16 protein-coding genes are annotated in these 18,841 nt (G+C 61.0%); 4 read left to right on the top strand and 12 right to left on the bottom strand.

Annotation, left to right across the window (positions count from 1 at the left end; translation table 11 throughout):
• The first annotated feature begins 185 nt into the window (after positions 1 to 185).
• Complete coding sequence (locus SNL23_RS08030) at positions 186 to 1,844, top strand: MFS transporter (protein ID WP_076014259.1); 1,659 nt, start codon at positions 186 to 188, stop codon at positions 1,842 to 1,844.
• Positions 1,841 to 2,986, top strand: a complete 1,146-nt coding sequence (locus tag SNL23_RS08025) for an HlyD family secretion protein (RefSeq protein WP_076014258.1) — start codon at positions 1,841 to 1,843, stop codon at positions 2,984 to 2,986. Before SNL23_RS08030 ends, SNL23_RS08025 begins: the two co-directional genes overlap by 4 nt.
• A 122-nt stretch (positions 2,987 to 3,108) precedes the next feature.
• Here SNL23_RS08025 and SNL23_RS08020 read toward each other — a convergent pair whose 3' ends face one another.
• The 9 genes from SNL23_RS08020 to copC form a co-directional block, all read right to left on the bottom strand.
• On the bottom strand, positions 3,109 to 3,966 hold the full coding sequence (locus tag SNL23_RS08020) for an aldose 1-epimerase (RefSeq protein ID WP_318301976.1): 858 nt from the start codon (positions 3,964 to 3,966) through the stop codon (positions 3,109 to 3,111).
• Between the two features lie 138 nt (positions 3,967 to 4,104).
• Positions 4,105 to 5,385: a TRAP transporter large permease gene (locus SNL23_RS08015; protein ID WP_010166793.1), complete on the bottom strand. Its 1,281-nt coding sequence runs from the start codon at positions 5,383 to 5,385 to the stop codon at positions 4,105 to 4,107.
• Entirely contained in the window at positions 5,386 to 5,913 is a 528-nt protein-coding gene (locus SNL23_RS08010; RefSeq protein ID WP_076014345.1) for a TRAP transporter small permease, read from the bottom strand.
• A 67-nt stretch (positions 5,914 to 5,980) separates the two neighbouring features.
• Positions 5,981 to 6,952, bottom strand: coding sequence for a TRAP transporter substrate-binding protein (locus tag SNL23_RS08005; RefSeq protein WP_258346908.1), 972 nt, complete (start codon positions 6,950 to 6,952; stop codon positions 5,981 to 5,983).
• Positions 6,953 to 7,003: 51 nt separating this feature from the next.
• Positions 7,004 to 7,879 (bottom strand): SMP-30/gluconolactonase/LRE family protein, encoded by an 876-nt coding sequence (locus tag SNL23_RS08000; protein WP_318301975.1) that lies wholly within the window; start codon positions 7,877 to 7,879, stop codon positions 7,004 to 7,006.
• A gap of 30 nt (positions 7,880 to 7,909) precedes the next feature.
• Positions 7,910 to 8,731: an NAD-dependent epimerase/dehydratase family protein gene (locus SNL23_RS07995; protein ID WP_318301974.1), complete on the bottom strand. Its 822-nt coding sequence runs from the start codon at positions 8,729 to 8,731 to the stop codon at positions 7,910 to 7,912.
• Positions 8,732 to 8,963: 232 nt separating this feature from the next.
• Positions 8,964 to 10,232 carry an OprD family porin gene (locus SNL23_RS07990; protein WP_076014254.1) on the bottom strand — a complete coding sequence of 423 codons (1,269 nt, stop codon included), beginning with the start codon at positions 10,230 to 10,232 and terminating at the stop codon, positions 8,964 to 8,966.
• A gap of 148 nt (positions 10,233 to 10,380) precedes the next feature.
• Positions 10,381 to 11,238, bottom strand: a complete 858-nt coding sequence (gene copD / locus SNL23_RS07985) for a copper homeostasis membrane protein CopD (protein WP_318301973.1) — start codon at positions 11,236 to 11,238, stop codon at positions 10,381 to 10,383.
• Between the two features lie 3 nt (positions 11,239 to 11,241).
• On the bottom strand, positions 11,242 to 11,607 hold the full coding sequence (gene copC, locus SNL23_RS07980) for a copper homeostasis periplasmic binding protein CopC (protein ID WP_076014252.1): 366 nt from the start codon (positions 11,605 to 11,607) through the stop codon (positions 11,242 to 11,244).
• A 229-nt stretch (positions 11,608 to 11,836) separates the two neighbouring features.
• Here copC and SNL23_RS07975 point away from each other — a divergent pair, with 229 nt between their 5' ends.
• Positions 11,837 to 12,457: a TetR/AcrR family transcriptional regulator gene (locus SNL23_RS07975; protein WP_003207828.1), complete on the top strand. Its 621-nt coding sequence runs from the start codon at positions 11,837 to 11,839 to the stop codon at positions 12,455 to 12,457.
• Positions 12,458 to 12,495: 38 nt separating this feature from the next.
• Here SNL23_RS07975 and preA read toward each other — a convergent pair whose 3' ends face one another.
• The 3 genes from preA to hydA form a co-directional block, all read right to left on the bottom strand.
• A complete protein-coding gene (gene preA / locus SNL23_RS07970; RefSeq protein ID WP_076014251.1) occupies positions 12,496 to 13,770 on the bottom strand; it encodes an NAD-dependent dihydropyrimidine dehydrogenase subunit PreA in 1,275 nt (424 codons plus the stop codon).
• Positions 13,770 to 15,137, bottom strand: coding sequence for an NAD(P)-dependent oxidoreductase (locus SNL23_RS07965; RefSeq protein WP_318301972.1), 1,368 nt, complete (start codon positions 15,135 to 15,137; stop codon positions 13,770 to 13,772). The genes preA and SNL23_RS07965 overlap by 1 nt, the downstream gene beginning before the upstream one ends.
• Before the next feature lie 163 nt (positions 15,138 to 15,300).
• Positions 15,301 to 16,740, bottom strand: coding sequence for a dihydropyrimidinase (gene hydA / locus SNL23_RS07960; RefSeq protein WP_318301971.1), 1,440 nt, complete (start codon positions 16,738 to 16,740; stop codon positions 15,301 to 15,303).
• A gap of 600 nt (positions 16,741 to 17,340) precedes the next feature.
• Here hydA and SNL23_RS07955 point away from each other — a divergent pair.
• Entirely contained in the window at positions 17,341 to 18,828 is a 1,488-nt protein-coding gene (locus SNL23_RS07955) for an NCS1 family nucleobase:cation symporter-1 (protein ID WP_076014248.1), read from the top strand.
• Positions 18,829 to 18,841 lie beyond the last annotated feature (13 nt).

Here is an 18,841-nt window from a genome sequence, read left to right as displayed (position 1 = left end):
TTTTGCGCTGTTCAAAAGTGAGCCGCTGTAAGAGCGGAACCAATAGCGGCCCTGACCGCAGCAACGGATATACACCCCCAACCGCCCAAACCCCTCCCAAGATGGCAAGTTGAACTCCACTCAGGTTTACTACTCCCTGAGTAACCGTTCCACCGGCCCCAAACGCCGGTCATCAAGGCCACCGAATGGACAAATACACCCCCCACACCTGGCAGCCCCACGAACGCCCGAGCCTGCCGGGCTCGCCGTCGACGCCGCTGCATTCCACCCGCAAACGCTGGGCCTACGCCCTCGTCGGCGTACTCGTGGCAATCACCGGTGGCCTCGGCAACTCGCTGGTGATCGCCAACCTTGTGTACCTCCAGGGCGCCCTGGGCGCGACGACGGCCGAGATGGCCTGGCTCCCCGCCGCCTACGTCATGACCAACGTCTCAATGAACCTGCTGCTGGTAAAATTCCGCCAGCAATTCGGCCTGCGTGCATTCACCGAAGTGTTCCTGGTGCTCTACGCCCTGGTCACCTTCGGCCACCTGTTCGTCAACGACCTCAGCTCGGCCATCGCCGTACGCGCCGCCCACGGCATGGTCGGCGCCGCCCTCAGCTCCCTGGGCCTGTACTACATGATCCAGGCCTTCCCCGCAAAATGGCGGATGAAAGCCCTGGTGCTCGGCCTCGGCACTGCGCAACTGGCATTACCCCTGGCCCGATTGTTTTCCGAAGACCTGCTGCAAATCGCCGAATGGCGTGGCCTGTACCTGTTCGAACTGGGCATGGCGCTGACCTGCCTGGGCTGCGTATTCCTGCTCAAGTTGCCCCCGGGCGACCGCTTCAAGACCTTCGAAAAACTCGACTTCCTCACCTTCGCCATCCTCGCCACCGGCGTCGCCTTGCTCTGCGCGGTACTGTCCCTGGGCCGTATCGACTGGTGGCTGGAAGCGCCGTGGATCGGCGTGGCGTCGGCCTGCTCACTGGTGCTGATCATGGCCGGCCTGGCCATCGAACATAACCGCTCCAACCCGTTGCTGATGACCCGCTGGCTGGGCAGCGGGGTGATGATTCGCCTGGCGCTGGCGGTGGTCCTGATTCGCATGGTGCTTTCGGAGCAGTCCACCGGCGCCGTCGGCTTCATGCAAATGCTGAACATGAGCAACGAACAGATGCGCACGCTGTATTGGGTGATGCTGGCGGGGGCGATTGCCGGCCTGGCCACCAGCGCGCTGACCATCAACCCCTCGCATTTGCTGATGCCCTTGATCATCTCCCTGGCCTTCATGGCCACGGGTTCAGTGATGGACAGTTTTTCCAGCAACCTCACGCGCCCGCAAAACATGTACGTCAGCCAGTTCCTGCTAGGCTTTGGCGGCACGTTCTTTCTTGGGCCGACCATGGTTTTAGGCACGAAAAACGTGCTGACCAACCCCAGGAACCTGGTGAGTTTCTCGGTGCTGTTCGGGATCTGCCAGAACCTCGGCGGCCTGATCGGCGCGGCATTGCTGGGCACGTTCCAGATCGTGCGGGAGAAATTCCATTCGAGCATGATCGTCGAACACCTGACCTTGCTCGACCCGCGTGTGGCGGCGCGGGTGGCCAGTGGCGGCTCGGCCTATGGCGGGGTGATCGCCGACCCCGAGTTGCGTAACCTGATGGGCATTCGCAGCCTGGCCACCGCGGCCACCCGTGAGGCGAATGTGATGGCCTATAACGATGTGTTCATGCTGATTGCGATCATCGCCATACTCACCATGATCTGGATTTTTATCCGCAGCCTCTGGCTGATAAGTACCACTAAAGCTGCCGCCAGTGCAGCGCCTCCCGTTCAACCCAGCGGCGCACTTTCTTCATGACCGAACCGACGACGACCACCACCAACGCCATCGCTTCCACGCCGGAAGGCACCGCACCGCCGAGCATGCCGGCTACCGAGCCGCGCTCCTTGCGGGTGCGCATCATCTCCTCCATGGGCTTTGCCGCAATTGCGATTATCGGCGTGCTGATCGTGCTTTACGCCTGGCAATTGCCGCCCTTCAGCAGCGCCGTGGAAACCACCGAGAACGCCCTGGTGCGTGGCCAGGTGACGATCATCGGGCCACAGCTCAGTGGCTACGTGTATGAAGTACCGGTGACGGACTTCCAGTACGTCAAGGCCGGGGATTTGCTGGTGCGCCTCGATGATCGCATCTACAAGCAGCGCCTCGACCAAGCCCTGGCGCAACTGGCGGTGCAGCAGGCGTCCCTGGCCAATGTGGTGCAGCAACGCAACAGTGCCGAGGCGACCATCAAGCTGCGTCAGGCTGCCTTGGCTGACAGCCAGGCCCAGGCGCGCAAGAGCACCGCTGACCTGCGCCGCAACGAAGAGTTGATCAGCGACGGTTCGGTGTCCAAGCGTGAGCTGGACGTGACCCGTGCGGCCAATGCGCAAACCATCGCTGCCGTGGCCCAGGCTCAAGCCAGCCTGGAAATCGCCCGGCAGGATTTGCAGACGGTGATCGTTAATCGCGGTTCGCTGGAGGCGGCGGTGGCCAATGCCGATGCGGCGGTGGAGCTGGCACGTATCGACCTGTCGAACACCCGCATCATCGCCCCGCGCGATGGGCAACTGGGGCAGATTGGCGTGCGCCTCGGAGCCTACGTCAACAGCGGTGCGCAGTTGATGGCGCTGGTGCCGAACCAGCTGTGGGTGATTGCCAACATGAAAGAAACCCAGATGGACAACGTGCAGGTCGGCCAGCCGGTGACCTTCACTGTGGATGCCCTGGACCATCGCAAGTTTCACGGCACGGTGCAGCGTATTTCACCTGCGACCGGCTCGGAGTTCAGCCTGTTGCAGGCGGATAACGCCACTGGCAACTTTGTGAAGATCGCCCAGCGGGTGCCGGTGCGGATCACCGTCGACCCGGGGCAGGAGCAGAGTGAGCGGCTGCGGCCGGGGTTGTCGGTGGTGGTGAGTATCGACACGGCGGGGCGCCTGAAAAACACCCCACCCTAAGACACAATGGAGATCAAAATGTGGGAGCGGGCTTACTCGCGAATGCGGAGTGTCAGTCGCAGATGGGTTGACTGATCCACCGCATTCGCGAGCAAGCCCGCTCCCACATTGGTTTTGTGTTGCTAGAGGGGGTTGTATTGCAGGCCGAAGCCGAGTTCGGCTGATTCGCCTTGCTCTAGCAGCTTCAACCCCGGCCTGCCCGGCAGGTGATGGGCATTTACCGGATGACTCACCGGCTCGAAGCAGAAAAAGTCCAGCCCCGGCGGGCAGTACAGCAGGTAGTAGTCGCTGCCGCTGGCCTGGCATTCCAGGGTGTAACCCAGGTCTGGCTGCTGGATGACGCAGCGCCCGTCCCATTGGCAAAAACCGTTATCCACCAGCGTCTCGGGCAACGATTTGAGCTGCTGGAAATCCCACTCGACGGGTACGGCAGCCAGCCCCGTAGGTAATTTCGATGCATCACTCATCCACACCTGCCCAGCCTTGGCCTGCAATTGTGTGCCGGGCCTGCGGGGCAGATACGGATGCAATCCCAGCCCATGCCACGCCGCTTTTTCCGCCAGATGGGTGACGCGCAACGTGATGCTCAACCTGCCGTCTTTCAACTGAACCCGCTGCTCGGCGCGATACGCAAAGGGTGTGCTGCAGTCCAGTTGCAGCACCACCTCATCCACCGACTGGCTGACCACGTGCCACGCCTGCTGCCAGGCGCTGCCATGAATCGGCAGCGGGTCAAGCGGGCTGTTGGGTTCGAGTGCCAACCACCCAGACGGGTTATCAAAGCCACCCTCGGCAATCCGGTTCGACCAGGGCGCCAGTGGGAAACACCCCAGCTTGCCCGGTAGGCCGCTGGCCAACGCCTGTTGATCGGTGTGGCGCAGCAAGGGCTGGCCGCTGCTGCGCACGGTCCAGTTGACGAGGCTGCCACCCAACGCTGGTGCCAGCGTCAGGTGGGTGAGGTTGTCTTCGAGTTCAAGCATCAGCGCACCCTTGATCGTTCCCACGCTCTGCGTGGGAATTCATCCTGTGACGCTCTGCGTCACGGTTTTAAGAGCGGACGCAGAGCGTCCATGGCGGCGTTCCCACGCAGAGCGTGGGAACGATCAGTTCATAGCCATTTATAACACCAGCCCCGGCAACCACAACGACAACGCCGGAATGTAGGTCACAGCCATCAGCACCAGAAACAGTACGCCATAAAACGGCAGCAGCGCCTTCACGGTCTTCTCAATGCTGACCTTGCCCACCGCCGCCCCCACAAACAGCACCGCGCCCACGGGCGGGGTGATCAGGCCGATCCCGAGGTTCACCAGCATGATCATGCCGAAGTGCACCGGATCGACGCCGATGCCCAGCACGACCGGCAACAGGATCGGCGTGAGGATCAAAATCAGCGGCGCCATGTCCATCACCGTGCCCAGCAACAGCAACATGGCGTTGATGCACATCAGGATCACATAGCGGTTGTCCGACAGGGTCAGGAACATCGTGGTGATCTTCGCCGGGATCTGCATCAGGGTCATGATGTAGCCGAAGCTGGCGGCGAACGCGATCAGGATCATCACGATGGAAATGGTGCGCACCGTGCGGTGCATCAGCTTGGGCAACTCGCTCCATTTGTAGTCGCGGTAGATGAACATGGTCACGAAGAATGCCCACAACACGGCAATCGCCGCCGACTCGGTAGCGGTGAAGATACCCGACAGAATCCCGCCAAGAATGATCACCATGGCCATCAAGCCCCACAGGGCGTCGGCGCAGATTTTCAGTGCCTGTTTCAGGGGAATCACTTCGCCTTTGGGGTAGTTGCGCTTTTTCGCGAAGATCAGGCACAGCACCATCAGGCACGCGCTCATCAGCAGGCCCGGGACCACGCCGGCCATGAACAGCGAGGCGATGGATACGGTACCGCCGGCCGCCAGGGAGTAGAGCACCGAGTTGTGGCTGGGAGGCGTCAGCAAGGCCTGCACCGAGCCGCTCACGGTGACGGCGGTGGCGAATTCACGGGGATATCCCTGGCGTTCCATTTCCGGAATCAGCACCGAACCGACGGAGGCCGTATCAGCCACCGACGAGCCGGAGATCGCCCCAAAAAACGTCGAGGCCATGATGTTCACCAGGGACAAGCCGCCGCGTACAAAGCCCACCAGCACCCCGGCAAACGCCACCAGCCGGCGGGACATGCCGCCCTCGGCCATGATCGCCCCGGCCAGTACAAAGAACGGAATCGCCATCAACGAAAACTTGTTCACCCCGCCAGCCACCTGAATCATCAGGGCCTGGAACGGAATGTCGATCCACCACGCGCCGATCAGCGCAGAAAGCCCCAGGGCGTAAGCCACCGGCATGCCAATCAGGATCAAGGCGATAAAGCTGCCCAGCAGAATCAATGCGTCCATTCAGGCAGCCCCTTCACTTTCTTCAACCAGGTCGAAGCGCACGACCCGACGGTTGCTCTGGTCACCCAGCAGGAGTTTTTCCAGCACAAAAATCAGCGTCAGCAAGCCGCCAATCGGGATCGGCATGTAGGTGATGCCCACCCGCAAGGTCGGCATGGCGCTCATGAACTGGTTCCAGGTGGACAGGCACAATTTGCTGCCCCAGATCGTCATGAACAGGCAGATGGTGCCCATCAGCAATTGCGAAATGATACCGACGATTTGGCGCTGGTCAGGTGGCAGGCGGTCGGTGACCATGGCCACCGACATATGCGCCCCGGCGCGGTAACTGGCGGCGGCGCCGACAAAGGTGAACACCAGCATCAACAGGATGGCGGTGGGCTCCGGCCAGCTGGAACCGGTGCCTAGAATGTAGCGGGCGAAGATGCCCCAGGGGATGATCAGCGCGACGCCGAGAACGGCGAGGCCGGCGACCCAGATGCAGCTCATGTAAATGCGGTCGTTGATGCGCAGCAGTAAATTCTTCATGGCGTTCACCGTGACCGGGCGCATCGATATCGACCGCGCCGGGCCTTTTCTATGAGAGGCGGGTGGGTTACTCGACGGCTTCGATGCGCTTGATCAGGTCGGCGTATGGGGCGCCGTACTTGTCGCGGATCGAAGCGGTGGCCTCGTAGAACGGTTTCTTGTCGATGTCGATGAACTCCACACCGGCGGCCTTGAGCTTGGCTTCACTGCTGGCGGACTTGGCGTCCCACAGCTCGCGCTCCTGGATCTGCGCGGCCTTGGCGGTGTTTTTTACCAGCACCTGTTGCTCGGGGGTGAGCTTGTTCCAGGTGATTTTCGACATCACGATGGGCTCGGGCAGGATCAGGTGGCCGGTGAGGCTGTAGAACTTGGCGTTCTGGTAGTGGTTGTGTTCCAGCAGGGTGGGCGGGTTGTTCTCCGCGCCGTCGATCACCCCGGTCTGCAGGGCGCTGAAGATCTCGCCGGTGTCCATGGCAATGCCGTTGCCGCCCATGGCGTTGATGGTTTCGATGAAGATCGGGTTGCCCTGCACGCGAATCTTCATGCCCTTGAGGTCTTCGATCTTGCGCACCGGTTTCTTGGTGTAGATGTTGCGCGTGCCGCCGTCCATCCAGGCCAGGGCCACCAGGTTGAATTCGGAGTCGGTGATTTTGGCGAGGATTTCATCGCCTATCTCGCCGTCGATGACCTTGCGCATATGCACCTGGTCGCGGAACACGAACGGCATGTTGAACACGTTCACGTCCGGCACCACCGGCCCGACGATGCCGAGGCTGACCCGGGCCATTTGGATCGCGCCGACCTGAGCTTGTTCGACCACTTCCTTTTCCGAGCCCAGCACGCCGCCGGGGAACATCTTGAAGGTCAGGCCGCCGTTGCTTTCGGCGACCAGGGTTTTACCCAGTTGTTCTTCGGCGACGACGGTGGGATAGCCGGCGGGGTGGATGTCGGCGAATTTGATTTCCAGCGCGTGGGCGGCGCTGCCGAGGGTAAACACGAACGGGAGTGCAGCGGCGAGCAAGGTGCGTTTGAAGTCCATGGGGTGTCTCTCCAGTCTTGTTATTGTTTTGTTCAAGGCATAGCGATGCAGCTAGAGGATGAACTGCGGTTCGGGCATTCCCTGTACGCCAGGGTTCAGGGCAAAGACGCCGCCGGCGAGGGAGTGCGGGCTGTGGTCGTCGCGGATCGAGGTGACGAACAAGGTGTCCAGGCGGCTGCCACCGAAGGCGCACATGGTGGGTTTTTTTACCGGTACGGCCAGTGAACGGTCGAGGCGACCGTCGGGGGTAAAGCGGTGGATCAGCCCGGCGTCGTTGGCGCAGATCCAGTAGCAACCTTCAGCATCGACGGCCGCTCCATCGGGGCGGCCGAGGAACTGGTGCATGTCGACAAACAGCCGGCGGTTGGACGGCGTGCCGCTGTCGATGTCGTAGTCGAAGGCCCAGACCTGCTGGATCAGCGGGTGTGAGTCCGAGAGGTACATCGTGCGCCCGTCGGGGCTGAAAGCCAGGCCGTTGGGGGTGATGAAACCGTTGAGTGCGGCGTGAACGGGCTGACCTGTTTCGTAGCGGTACAGTGCCCCGTCGGCGGCATTCGCGCCCATATTCAGCACCATGCTGCTGGCCCAGAACCGGCCCTGGCGATCACAGCGGCCATCGTTCAGGCGCATGTCCGGGCGGGCGTGCTCGACGCTGGCCAACGGCGTGGTGTCGAGGCTGCCATCGTTGCGGGGCGTCAGCTGGGAAAAGCCGGTTTCCATGCCCGCGACCCAATTGCCCGCGCGGGTGCGCGCCATGCAGGCGAGCATCTGCGGGGCTTTCCAGGCATGGACATGGCCGCTGGCGGCACTCCAGCGTTGCAGGCCGCCGTTGGGAATATCCACCCAGTACAGGGCATTTTCCTCAGGCACCCACACCGGGCATTCACCCACTGCGTTGCGGGCGTCGACAATCAATTCTGCTTGCATGGCCACTCATTCCCTTGGGTTGGTCTGTGGTCAGTCACCGAATGGGCCGGCGGCACAAAACGCGCCGCCCTGGTACACCCGCGCCGGGTCGTCGATGGCAGGCAGCGGCTGGGCTTCCACCTGTTTGCGGAACACTTCGGAGGTGTCTCGCGGGGTGAAACCCAGGTGGGCGGCGAAGCGGTTGTCCCACCAGACGTCGAGGTTATCCGACATGCCGTAGACCACGGTGTGGCCGACATTCGGTGTGTACAGCGCACGCTCGAGCAGTTGGGTCAGGTCGTCGAAGCTCAACCAGGTGTGCATCATCCGGCGGTTCTGCGGTTCCGGGAACGAGGAGCCGATGCGGATGCTGACGGTTTCGATGCCATAGCGATCGAAGTAGAAACTGGCCATGTCCTCGCCGTAGGATTTGGACAGGCCGTAGTAACTGTCCGGACGGCGCGGGGAGTGGGCGTCGAGGGCTTCGTCCTGCTTGTAGAAGCCGATGACGTGGTTGGAGCTGGCGAAGATGACGCGCTTGACCCCATGGCGGCGGGCGGCTTCGTAGATGTGGAAGACCCCGCAGATGTTTGCGCCCAGCACTTCCTCGAACGAGCGCTCCACCGATACGCCGCCGAAATGCAGGATCGCATCGACGCCTTCCACCAGTTGGTGCACGGCCTGTTTGTCGGAAAGATCGCAAGGCAGCACTTCTTCGCCGTCGTCAGCGGCCGGGGCCATGTCGGCGATATCCGACAGGCGCAGTACCTTGGCGTAAGGGCGCAGGCGTTCACGCAAGACTTTGCCCAGGCCACCAGCGGCGCCAGTGAGCAGCAAGCGGTTGAACGGGGTAGGGGCTGTTATGGTGGTCATGGTGGTCCCGTTATTGTTGTAGGTTGTCGTATGACTATTCCGAAGTATCGTTAGGCTTTCCTACACTTGTCAACGGCCTTGCTGACGACGCCGGTCAAATGTGGGAGCGGGCTTGCTCGCGAAAGCGGTGGCCTCAGATACAGGTGCATTGACTGACACTCCCCCTTCGCGAGCAAGCCCGCTCCCACACTGGTTTTGTTGTGCCTGTTGGACCCCGGTTCAGCTCTGGAAGCTACAACAACGAGATCGGGTAACTGATGAATATCCGGTTTTCATCAAACTCGTTGGTACTGAAATCCCGGCGCATTGTTGCGTTGCGCCAGCGCACATTCAGGTCCCGCAGTGGACCGCTTTGTACCGTGTAGGCCAGTTCCGACTCGCGCCCCCATTCCTTGCCGTTGGTGATCGCCCCGGTGTGCACGTTATCGCCGCTGATATAGCGGTTCATCATGGTCAGGCCGGGAATGCCCAGCACCACGAAGTTGAAGTCGTGCCGCACCTGCCAGGATTTTTCCTTGGCGTTGTCGTAGCTGGCGTTGTAGCTGTCGTTGGCCAGGGTGCCGCCGCTGGTGCCGTTGACCCGCATCCAGGCGCTGTCACCGGTGAGTTTCTGCAGGCCGATATAGAAGCTGTTGCCTTTGTATTTGGCCGAGAGCAGGGCGAACGCGGTTTTGTTGTCGAGGTCGCCCGCAAGGGCCTTGCCGTCTTCCTTGCCGGTGAAGAACCCGAGGTTGGCGCCCAGGGTCCAGTCGCCCACGGGCTGGCTATGGGTCAGGTTGAAATACTGCTGCTGGTAGATGTCGCTGAGTTCGGCGTACCACACGCCCACTTGGGTGCGCTTGTCGTTGAAGGTGTATTCGCCGCCGCCGAAGTTGAATCGGTCCGAGGTGAATGCGGCTTTGCCGTTGAGAAACATGTCATCCATGCTCGCGTCGTTGCGCGGGCTGTTGCCGCGGAACTGGCCGCCATACAAGGTCAGGCCGGCGATTTCGCTGGAGGTGACCTGGCCACCACGGAAGGTCTGCGGCAGGGAGCGGCCGTCATCCGAGCGCAGGATCGGCAGCACCGGCATCCATTCGCCGACTTTCAATTCGGTGTTCGACAGTTTGGTTTTCAGCGCCACGCCCAGACGCCCGAAATTGTCGGCGGGGCGGCCATCGCTGCGGGTCGGCAGCAATTGGGTGCCGGAGGTGCCTTTGCCACCGTCGAGCTTTTGCGAATACAGCCCCAGCACGTCCAGGCCGAAACCGACGGTGCCTTGGGTGAAGCCGGACCGGGCATCAAGGATGAAGTTTTGCGTCCACTCCTCGGCCTTGCCCTGGGGATAAGCGGGGTTGGTGAAGTTTCGATTGAAGTAAGCATTGCGCAGGTTAAGCGTGGCTTTGGCGTCGTCGATGAAGCCCTCTGCCGAGGCGGTGACGGGGAGGGCGAAGGCCAGGCTGCTCAAGCCGATGGCGGCAAAACGGGCGGTGCAGGAGAAATGGCGGACGTGTTGGCTCACAGTGACGCTCCGTTGTCTTTTTGTTGTTTTTATTTTTTGTTATACGTTGTCGTACAACATTGGAGGCGATATTTGCGAGGTTTTAGGGGCTTGTCAATCGAAAGTTATACGATGACTCCCCGTGTGAAGGGAGCCACTGGAGGAGGGATTATCCTGCTGCAACCATGGGCGGCAAGGTACCAAGCAGGGAAACGGCAGCCACCGCTGAAATACCTAGTAACCATTCAATCGTCACGCTGGCCTTCAACGCAGGCAACCGCTGCTCACAGTTGTGAATCCGCAGGCGGTTCAACAGTGCCAGGGCGAGCATGCCGAATACCAGCAACACCTTGATCAGCAGGATCAGGGCGAACCCGCTGAACAATGGCGTGGGCCAGAACTGCCCGGTGAGCACTCGCACGTTGATCAGACCTGTTACCAGCAGTCCCGTCACCAGGCCATAACCGATGCCACTGAAGCGCTTGAGGATCGGTTCCAAGGAATAGCGGGGCGATTGCCTGAGGATCAACACCAGCACCAGCAATCCGCCCAGCCAGGCACCGACACACACCAGGTGCACAACCTGATTGAAAATCAGCAGTTGCCCGGCCAGGCCATTGAGCATGGCGCCATGGCCCACCGGTGCCAGCGTCGCCAGCAGTAGCGCACAGAGCGGCAGGCGCAACGCCTTCCACGGCGTTATCAAGCCGAGCACCAGTAGCGCGTTCAGCACCAGGTGCCAGGTCCAGACCTGGCCGAAGAAGGTTTTACCCAGCACCAACTGCACCGTCGACAGCTCCAGTGCGCCCAGCCCGACACCGGCCATGCTCGCGCTGATCAACAGCAACCACGCCACCCCCGACACCAGTGCCAGCCACGCCAAGCCTTGGGTGATGCGCGACAGTTGGCGGTCCAGCACCGGTTGCGGCCCTGCTCCCAGCAACCAGGGCCTCAACACACAGGCCCCGAACATCAACAACACCACGATGAAATGCAGGAAGCGGCACAGCACCAGCAGGGTGGCCATGAATTATTGGCCGACCTTGAAGCTGTATTCACCGTTGCTCTTGTGGGTATCCACCGAGACCGCGTTCCACACCACTTTGTAGTTACCGGCGGCCAATGGAGCGGCCGGAGTCACCACCAGAACCTTTTTGTCGGCGTCCGGGGTTTCCAGGCCCTTGATCGCGACTTCGGTGCCGTCCTTGCTCAGGGACACCTTGGTGAACGTCGCTTCAACGCCTTCGGAGAACGTCAGGCGCAGGTCCTTGGGCGCGGCGACGCTGCTGTCGGCGGCAGGCTCCGAGCTTTTCAGGTGGGCGTGGGCAAAGGCGGCCGAGGCGCCCAGCAGGGAGGCGAGCAGGGCGACGGTGGTGAGGGTTTTCTTGATCAACATTGTTCAATACCTTCAGGTGAGAGTCAGTTGTTCGGCAGAGCCGCAAGCACCGGGCCGTCGCACGCGTCTCGCAGTCGAATCGTCATGAAGATGATCCTTCGAGGGGATGGCGATGCTAACCAATCCGCTATCCACGGGGAAGGTGCTTGTACGAAGTTTCACAGTGGCGTGTCGCCGCGATCTAGAGCGGATGGTAGTCTTGAAGTCATGTTGTTGTCAGGGAGCCCTTATGGGCAATCACAAGATCGGTATTCGTCGGGTCAACGTCGAAAAGATTCTGCTGGCGGCTGAAAAGGTCTTCGCCGAGAAGGGCTATGGCAGCACCGCCATGGCCGACATCGCCGAAGAAGTGCAACTGCCGCGCTCCAACCTGCATTACTACTTCAGCACCAAGAGCGAGCTGTACAGCGCGGTGTTGTTCGACCTGCTGGAAGTGTGGAAGCAGGACGCCTTGTGCTTCGAGATGTTCGACGACCCGCGGGTGGTGCTCAGCAGCTACATCCGCGCCAAGATGCAACATTCCCGCAGCCGGCCCTATGGTTCCAAAGTATGGGCCAACGAAATCATCCACGGCGCACCGACCCTGGGTGAGGCGCTGGACGTGAGCCTGTACGACTGGGCCAAGATGAAGGAAGCGAAGATTCGTCAGTGGGTGGAAGACAAGCGGATCTTGCCGGTGGAACCGTCGAGCCTGCTGTATATGATCTGGGCGTCGACCCAGCACTATGCCGACTTTGATCATCAGGTGAAGATCCTGAATGATCATCAGCCGTTGTCGGATATGCAGTTTGAACGGGCAGTACAGACGGTGACGAGTGTGATCTTGCGGGGGATTGGGTTGGAGCCGTAGATCGTTCCCACGCGGAGCGTGGGAACGATCATCCAGGGCTACACGGCTTCCCGGTAGGGATTCCTCGGATCCTGTGTCCAGTTCAAAAACGGCTTCCCGGTCTCCACCGGCACCATCTCGATACAGTCCGCTACCGGGCAGGTGATCTGGCACAGGTTGCATCCCACGCATTCATCATCGATCACCTCGTACTTATGCGTCCCATCCGCCTGCCTCAAGCTGGCAATCGCCTGGTGTGAGGTGTCCTCGCAAGCAATATGGCAACGCCCACAGCCAATACACGCCTCCTGGTCAATCTTGGCGATCACCTGGTAATTGATATCCAGGTACTTCCAATCCGTCGTATTGCCCACCGCTCGCCCGGAAAACTCCTGCAAGCTGCTGTAACCCTGGCTGTCCATCCACCGCGACAGCCCGTCCTTCATCTCTTCGACAATCCGAAACCCATGCAGCATTGCCGCCGTGCACACCTGCACCGCGCCGCAGCCCAGCGCAACGAATTCCGCTGCATCGCGCCAGTTGCCAATCCCGCCAATGCCGCAGATCGGCAAACCCTGTGTCTGTGGATCCCGGGCGATCTCCGCCACCATGTTCAACGCAATCGGCTTCACCGCCGAACCGCAGTAGCCACCGTGAGTGCTTTGGGTGCCCACCATCGGCAGGGCGACCATGCGCTCCAGGTCGACACTGGTGATGGAGTTGATGGTGTTGATCAGCGACACCGCATCCGCACCCCCGCGATACGCCGCCCGCGCCGCCACGCGAATGTCGGTGATGTTCGGTGTGAGCTTGACGATCACCGGCAGCGAGCAATAGGTCTTGCACCAGCGCGTCACCTGTTCCACGTACTCCGGCACCTGGCCCACCGCCGCGCCCATGCCGCGTTCCGGCATGCCGTGGGGGCAGCCGAAGTTCAGCTCGATGCCGTCGCAGCCGGTGGCTTCCACCAGCGGCAGGATGTGTTTCCAGGACTCTTCAACACAGGGCACCATCAGCGACACGATCAGTGCGCGGTCCGGCCAGTCCTTTTTCACCTGGGTGATTTCCCGCAGGTTGATCTCCAGGGAGCGGTCGGTAATCAGCTCGATATTGTTGATGCCGAGCACTTCACGGTTGGCGCCAAAGTGTGCCGAGTAGCGCGATGAGACGTTGACCGCGGCCGGGTCTTCGCCGAGGGTTTTCCAGACCACGCCGCCCCAGCCTGCTTCAAAGGCGCGGACCACGTTGTAGGCCTTGTCGGTGGGCGGCGCGGAGGCCAGCCAGAACGGATTGGGGGCTTTGATGCCGGCGAATACAATCGAGAGATCGGCCATTACGCAGCCTCCACATTCAGCATGAGTTGGGCGTGCATGGCTTGCGCGGCCAGCTTGCCGTGTTGCACAGCCTGGACGGTGAGGTCCTGGCCGAGGCTGACGCAATCACCGCCGGCATACACACCGGGGATGCTGGTGCGCAGCTGTTCGTTGACGAAGATGCGATCGCCCTGGCGTTGCAGTTGGTGGGCCAGCGGGTCGTGCAGCGCCGCGTCGTCGAAGCCTTGGCCGATGGCCTTGAAGATTGCGTCGGCGGCCAGTTCGAAGGTTTCACCGGTGGCCTGCAGGCGGCCATCGACCATGCGGGTGCGGGCGAACCGCATGCCGCGCACATGGCCCTGATCATCGAGCAACACTTCCTCCGGTTGAGCCCAAGTCAACAGGCGTACCTGGTTGGCCTTGGCGATATCTTGCTCGTGGCCGGTGGCGCCCATTTCAGTCAGGCCACGGCGGTACACCAGGTTGACGTCACGGGCACCGAGGCGGGCCATTTGCACGGCCATGTCGATGGCCGTGTTGCCGGCGCCGAGGACAATGCAGCGGTCGGCCAGGGGCAGTTGGCTGAGGTCATCGGCCTGGCGCAGTTCACGGATGTAGTCGGTGGCGGCGAGCAGGCCGGGGGCGTCCTCGTGAGGCAGGCCGAGTTGTTTGCTGGCGGCCAGGCCGAGGCCGAGGAACACCGCATCGAACTGCTGGTGCAGCTCGCTCAAGGTCAGGTTGTCGCCGAGACGCTGGCCGTGACGGATTTCGATGCCGCCAATTTGCAGAAGGAAATCCAGTTCCTTTTGCGCGAAGTCATCCACCAGTTTGTACTTGGCGATCCCGTATTCATTCAGGCCGCCGGCTTTTTCCCGGGCTTCGAAAATCACCACGTCATGGCCGTGCAAGGCGCTGCGATGGGCGCAGGACAACCCTGCAGGCCCGGCGCCGACCACCGCGATGCGCTTGCCGGTGGGCGCGGCGCGCTGGAACGGGTGTTCGCTGAAGTGTGCGTTGTCCACCGCGTACCGCTGCAACAGGCCGATCAGCACCGGGGCGCATTCCTCTGCGTTGTTGCGCACGCAGGCTTGCTGGCAGAGGATTTCTATCGGGCAGACCCGGGCGCAACTGCCGCCGAGGATATTCGCCGAAAGGATCTTCTGCGCGGCGCCCTGGACGTTTTCGGTGTGGATATTGCGGATGAACGACGGGATATCGATCTCGCTGGGGCACGCGTTAACGCACGGCGCGTCGTAGCAGTAGAGGCAGCGCGACGCTTCCAGTTGGGCTTGCCGAGCATTGAGCGGCGGCGCCAGGTCGGTGAAATGCGCGGCGAGGGCCGCCGCATCTTCATGGGGGTGGGGAAGATGGTTCAGGGTCTGGATCACGGTATTGGCCTCACGGTTTTTGAGGTGCTGCCTCTGGTGGGAAGTGGTTTTTTTGTTGCCTGTACCGGCCTCTTCGCGAGCAAGCCCGCTCCCACATTCGACTGCATTTATCCTGTTGGAATGGGGGCGAATGTGGGAGCGGGCTTGCTCGCGAATGGCGGCCTCAGCGTTTCACAGCAACCGGCCTGGAACGCTCCGCCCGCTTGCTCAACTGCTCAAACACCGACGGATACGCCGGCCGTTCGATGTACCGCCCCGCACCTCGCTCGGCGCGCAAATCCCCATCTGCCCAGACCAGCTTGCCCTGGCTGATGGTGTGGCTCGGCACGCCGCGTACGGTCTTGCCTTCGAAGATGTTGAAGTCGACTTTCTGGTGGTGAGTCTTCGCGGAAATGGTCCGTGTGCCTTGCGGGTCCCACAGCACCAGATCAGCATCGGCCCCCACGCGGATCGCACCTTTGCGCGGGTACAGGTTGAAGATCTTCGCGGTGTTGGTAGAGGTCAGCGCAACGAACTCCTGCATCGACAAACGTCCGGTGTTCACGCCTTCATCCCACAACAGCGCCATGCGGTCTTCAATACCGGCGGTGCCATTGGGAATCTTGCTGAAGTCATCCCGCCCGGCGGCCTTTTGCTCGGCGCAGAAGCAGCAATGGTCGGTGGCGGTGGTGTGCAGGTTGCCGGATTGCAGGCCATGCCACAGTGCCTCCTGATGCCCGCGTGGGCGGAAGGGCGGGCTCATCACGTAGCCGGCGGCGGTCTGCCAGTCGGGGTGTTGATACACGCTGTCGTCCAGCAGCAGATGCCCCGCCAACACTTCGCCGTATACCGGCTGGCCCTTGCTGCGGGCGTAGGTGATTTCATCCAGCGCTTCCTGGGTGGACACGTGTACCAGGTACAGCGGCGTACCGATGGTTTCGGCAATCCGGATCGCCCGACTGGCCGCTTCGCCTTCCACTTGCGAAGGCCGCGACAGCGGGTGCGCTTCAGGCCCGGTAATGCCTTGGGCCATCAGCTTGCGTTGCAGGTGGTACACCAGTTCGCCGTTTTCGGCATGCACCGTCGGCACCGCGCCCAGTTCCAGGCAGCGTTCGAAGCTCGCTACCAGGGTGTCGTCAGCGGCCATGATTGCGTTTTTGTACGCCATGAAATGCTTGAAGCTGTTGATGCCGTGATGGCTGACCAGCTCGGCCATTTCCTCGCGGACCTGCTCGCTCCACCAGGTAATGGCGACGTGAAAACCGTAGTCGGAAGCCGACTTCTCGGCCCAGCCGCGCCACTGGTGGAAGGCTTCCAACAGGGATTGCTGCGGGTTGGGAATCACGAAGTCGATGATCGACGTGGTGCCGCCCGCTAACCCGGCAGCCGTGCCACTGAAAAAGTCTTCACTGGCCACGGTGCCCATGAAGGGCAATTGCATATGGGTATGGGGATCGATGCCGCCGGGCATCAGGTATTGACCGCTGCCATCGAGTATCTCGGTGCCAGCGGGAATATCCAGATCAGTGCCAATGGCGCGAATTAGACCGTCTGCGCATAAAACATCGGCTCGATAACTTTCATCATGGGTAATAACGGTAGCGCCACGGATCAACAGCGACATGTCGAGTTCCTCACAGGCTTGACCGGCTTGTGCCAGTTCTAAGTGTTGTAATGCATCGCGCCGCTGGAGAATTAATTCCTGTCAGCGGTGACAGGAATAGAAACTAGCCCGAGTTTTTCGAATGAGCAAGGATATTTTTCATAAGCTTATATTCGTATTAACTGATTGATTTTAAAAGATAAAAATCAAGATCACCAAAATGTAGCGGCCTCTCACCATTTTGACGCACTTGACAGGTTCCCAATATGAGCAACATTTCTTATTGCAAATCAGACGCTTGAGACATGCCTCTTGACGGGGCCGGTAAATAAAAATAATTGTGTTGCACCAGATTGAGTCCTGATGGTTCGGACAACTTCTGCGTTATTTGGCCTGAGTAACGCTGAAAGTAACGAGGGGCTCTTCGGTCGACACAATAAAGCTGATAAACATCAGCGAGTTATATAAGCGGTGCGGGAAGGGCAACGGTTTACGGCACGGTTATTGAGTGCGGTGGCGGTTGGCCGGGTCCCGGATGTCATGTTGTCAACGAGGTACTCCGGCCATCCCGTGCACGTCACGGGGTGAGCAAAAATAATTCGAAAAAACCGTGGAGCGGCCATGCAACAGAACAGATCGCAAGTCATTGAGCGCAACGGCCTGTACGAACTCGACGCCGGCCCCGACGTCCTCGACAGCCCCCGCTACAACCACGATATGGCACCGACCAAGGTGCACGAGCGTACCTGGAACAAGTGGCACATCACCGCGCTGTGGATCGGCATGTCGGTGTGCGTGCCGACCTACACCCTGGGTGGCGTGCTCACCGCGTACTTCGGGTTGTCGGTGGGCGAGGCGCTGATGGCGATCCTGCTGGCCAATATCGTGGTGTTGATCCCGCTGACCCTCAACGCCTTCCCCGGTACCAAGTACGGTATTCCGTTCCCGGTGTTGCTGCGCTCGTCCTTCGGCGTACTTGGCTCCAACGTGCCGTGCCTGATTCGCGCCCTGGTGGCGTGCGGCTGGTTCGGCATCCAGACGATGTTTGGCGGGTTGGCGATTCACCTGTTCCTGGGCTCGATTTTCGAGGGTTGGAAGTCCCTCGGCGGCACCGGTGAAGTGATCGGCTTCATGATCTTCTGGACGCTGAACCTGTGGGTGGTATTGCGCGGCGCCGAGTCGATCAAATGGCTGGAAACCCTGTCTGCTCCGCTGCTGGTAGCGGTGGGAATCGGGCTGCTGGTGTGGGCGCTGCCGAATGTCTCGCTGACCGAGTTGATGGCGATCCCGCCCAAGCGTCCCGAAGGCGCCAGCCTCACCGGCTACTTCATGGCGGGCCTGACGGCGATGGTGGGTTTCTGGGCCACCTTGTCGTTGAACATTCCCGACTTCAGCCGCTACGCCAAGAGCCAGAAAGACCAGATACTCGGGCAGATTTTCGGCCTGCCGCTGACCATGTTCCTGTTCGCCGCCCTCGGCGTGATCATGACCGCTGCCTCGGTGAAACTGGTGGGCGTCAGCGTCTCCGACCCGGTGACCCTGATCGGCCATATCCAGAGCCCGGTGTGGGTAGCCGTGGCCATGGCGCTGATCATCATCGCCACCTTGTCCACCAACACCGCGGCGAACATCGTGTCGCCCACCAACGACTTCCAGAACATCGCGCCCAAGCTGATCAACCGCACCACGGCGGTGGTCCTTACCGGCTTGGTGGGCCTGGCGCTGATGGCCCATGAACTGCTGAAAAAGCTCGGGCTGATCATCTCCGACGTGAGCCTGGAAACCGTCTACTCCAACTGGCTGCTGGGTTACTCAAGCCTGCTGGGGCCGATTGCCGGGATCATGGTGGTGGACTATTTCATCATCAAGAAACAGCAACTGGACCTTGCCGGCTTGTACCGCGATGACGTGTACCCGGCGTGGAACTGGCATGGCTTCCTGGCGTTTGGCGTGCCGGTGGTACTGACGCTGTTGTCCCTGGGCAGCGACGCGTTCAGCTGGTTCTACAGCTATGGCTGGTTCACCGGTTCGGCACTCGGCGGGTTGCTGTATTACGCCCTGTGCATGAAGCGCGGGGCTCGCGTGGTCGCCGTGAAAACACCGCTCTAATCGATGTGCAATG

Source organism: Pseudomonas sp. SED1 (assembly GCF_034044025.1).
Taxonomy (GTDB): domain Bacteria; phylum Pseudomonadota; class Gammaproteobacteria; order Pseudomonadales; family Pseudomonadaceae; genus Aquipseudomonas.
The sequence above is the reverse complement of the archived record's forward strand: the minus strand, read 5'-3'. Positions and strand labels throughout refer to the sequence as shown.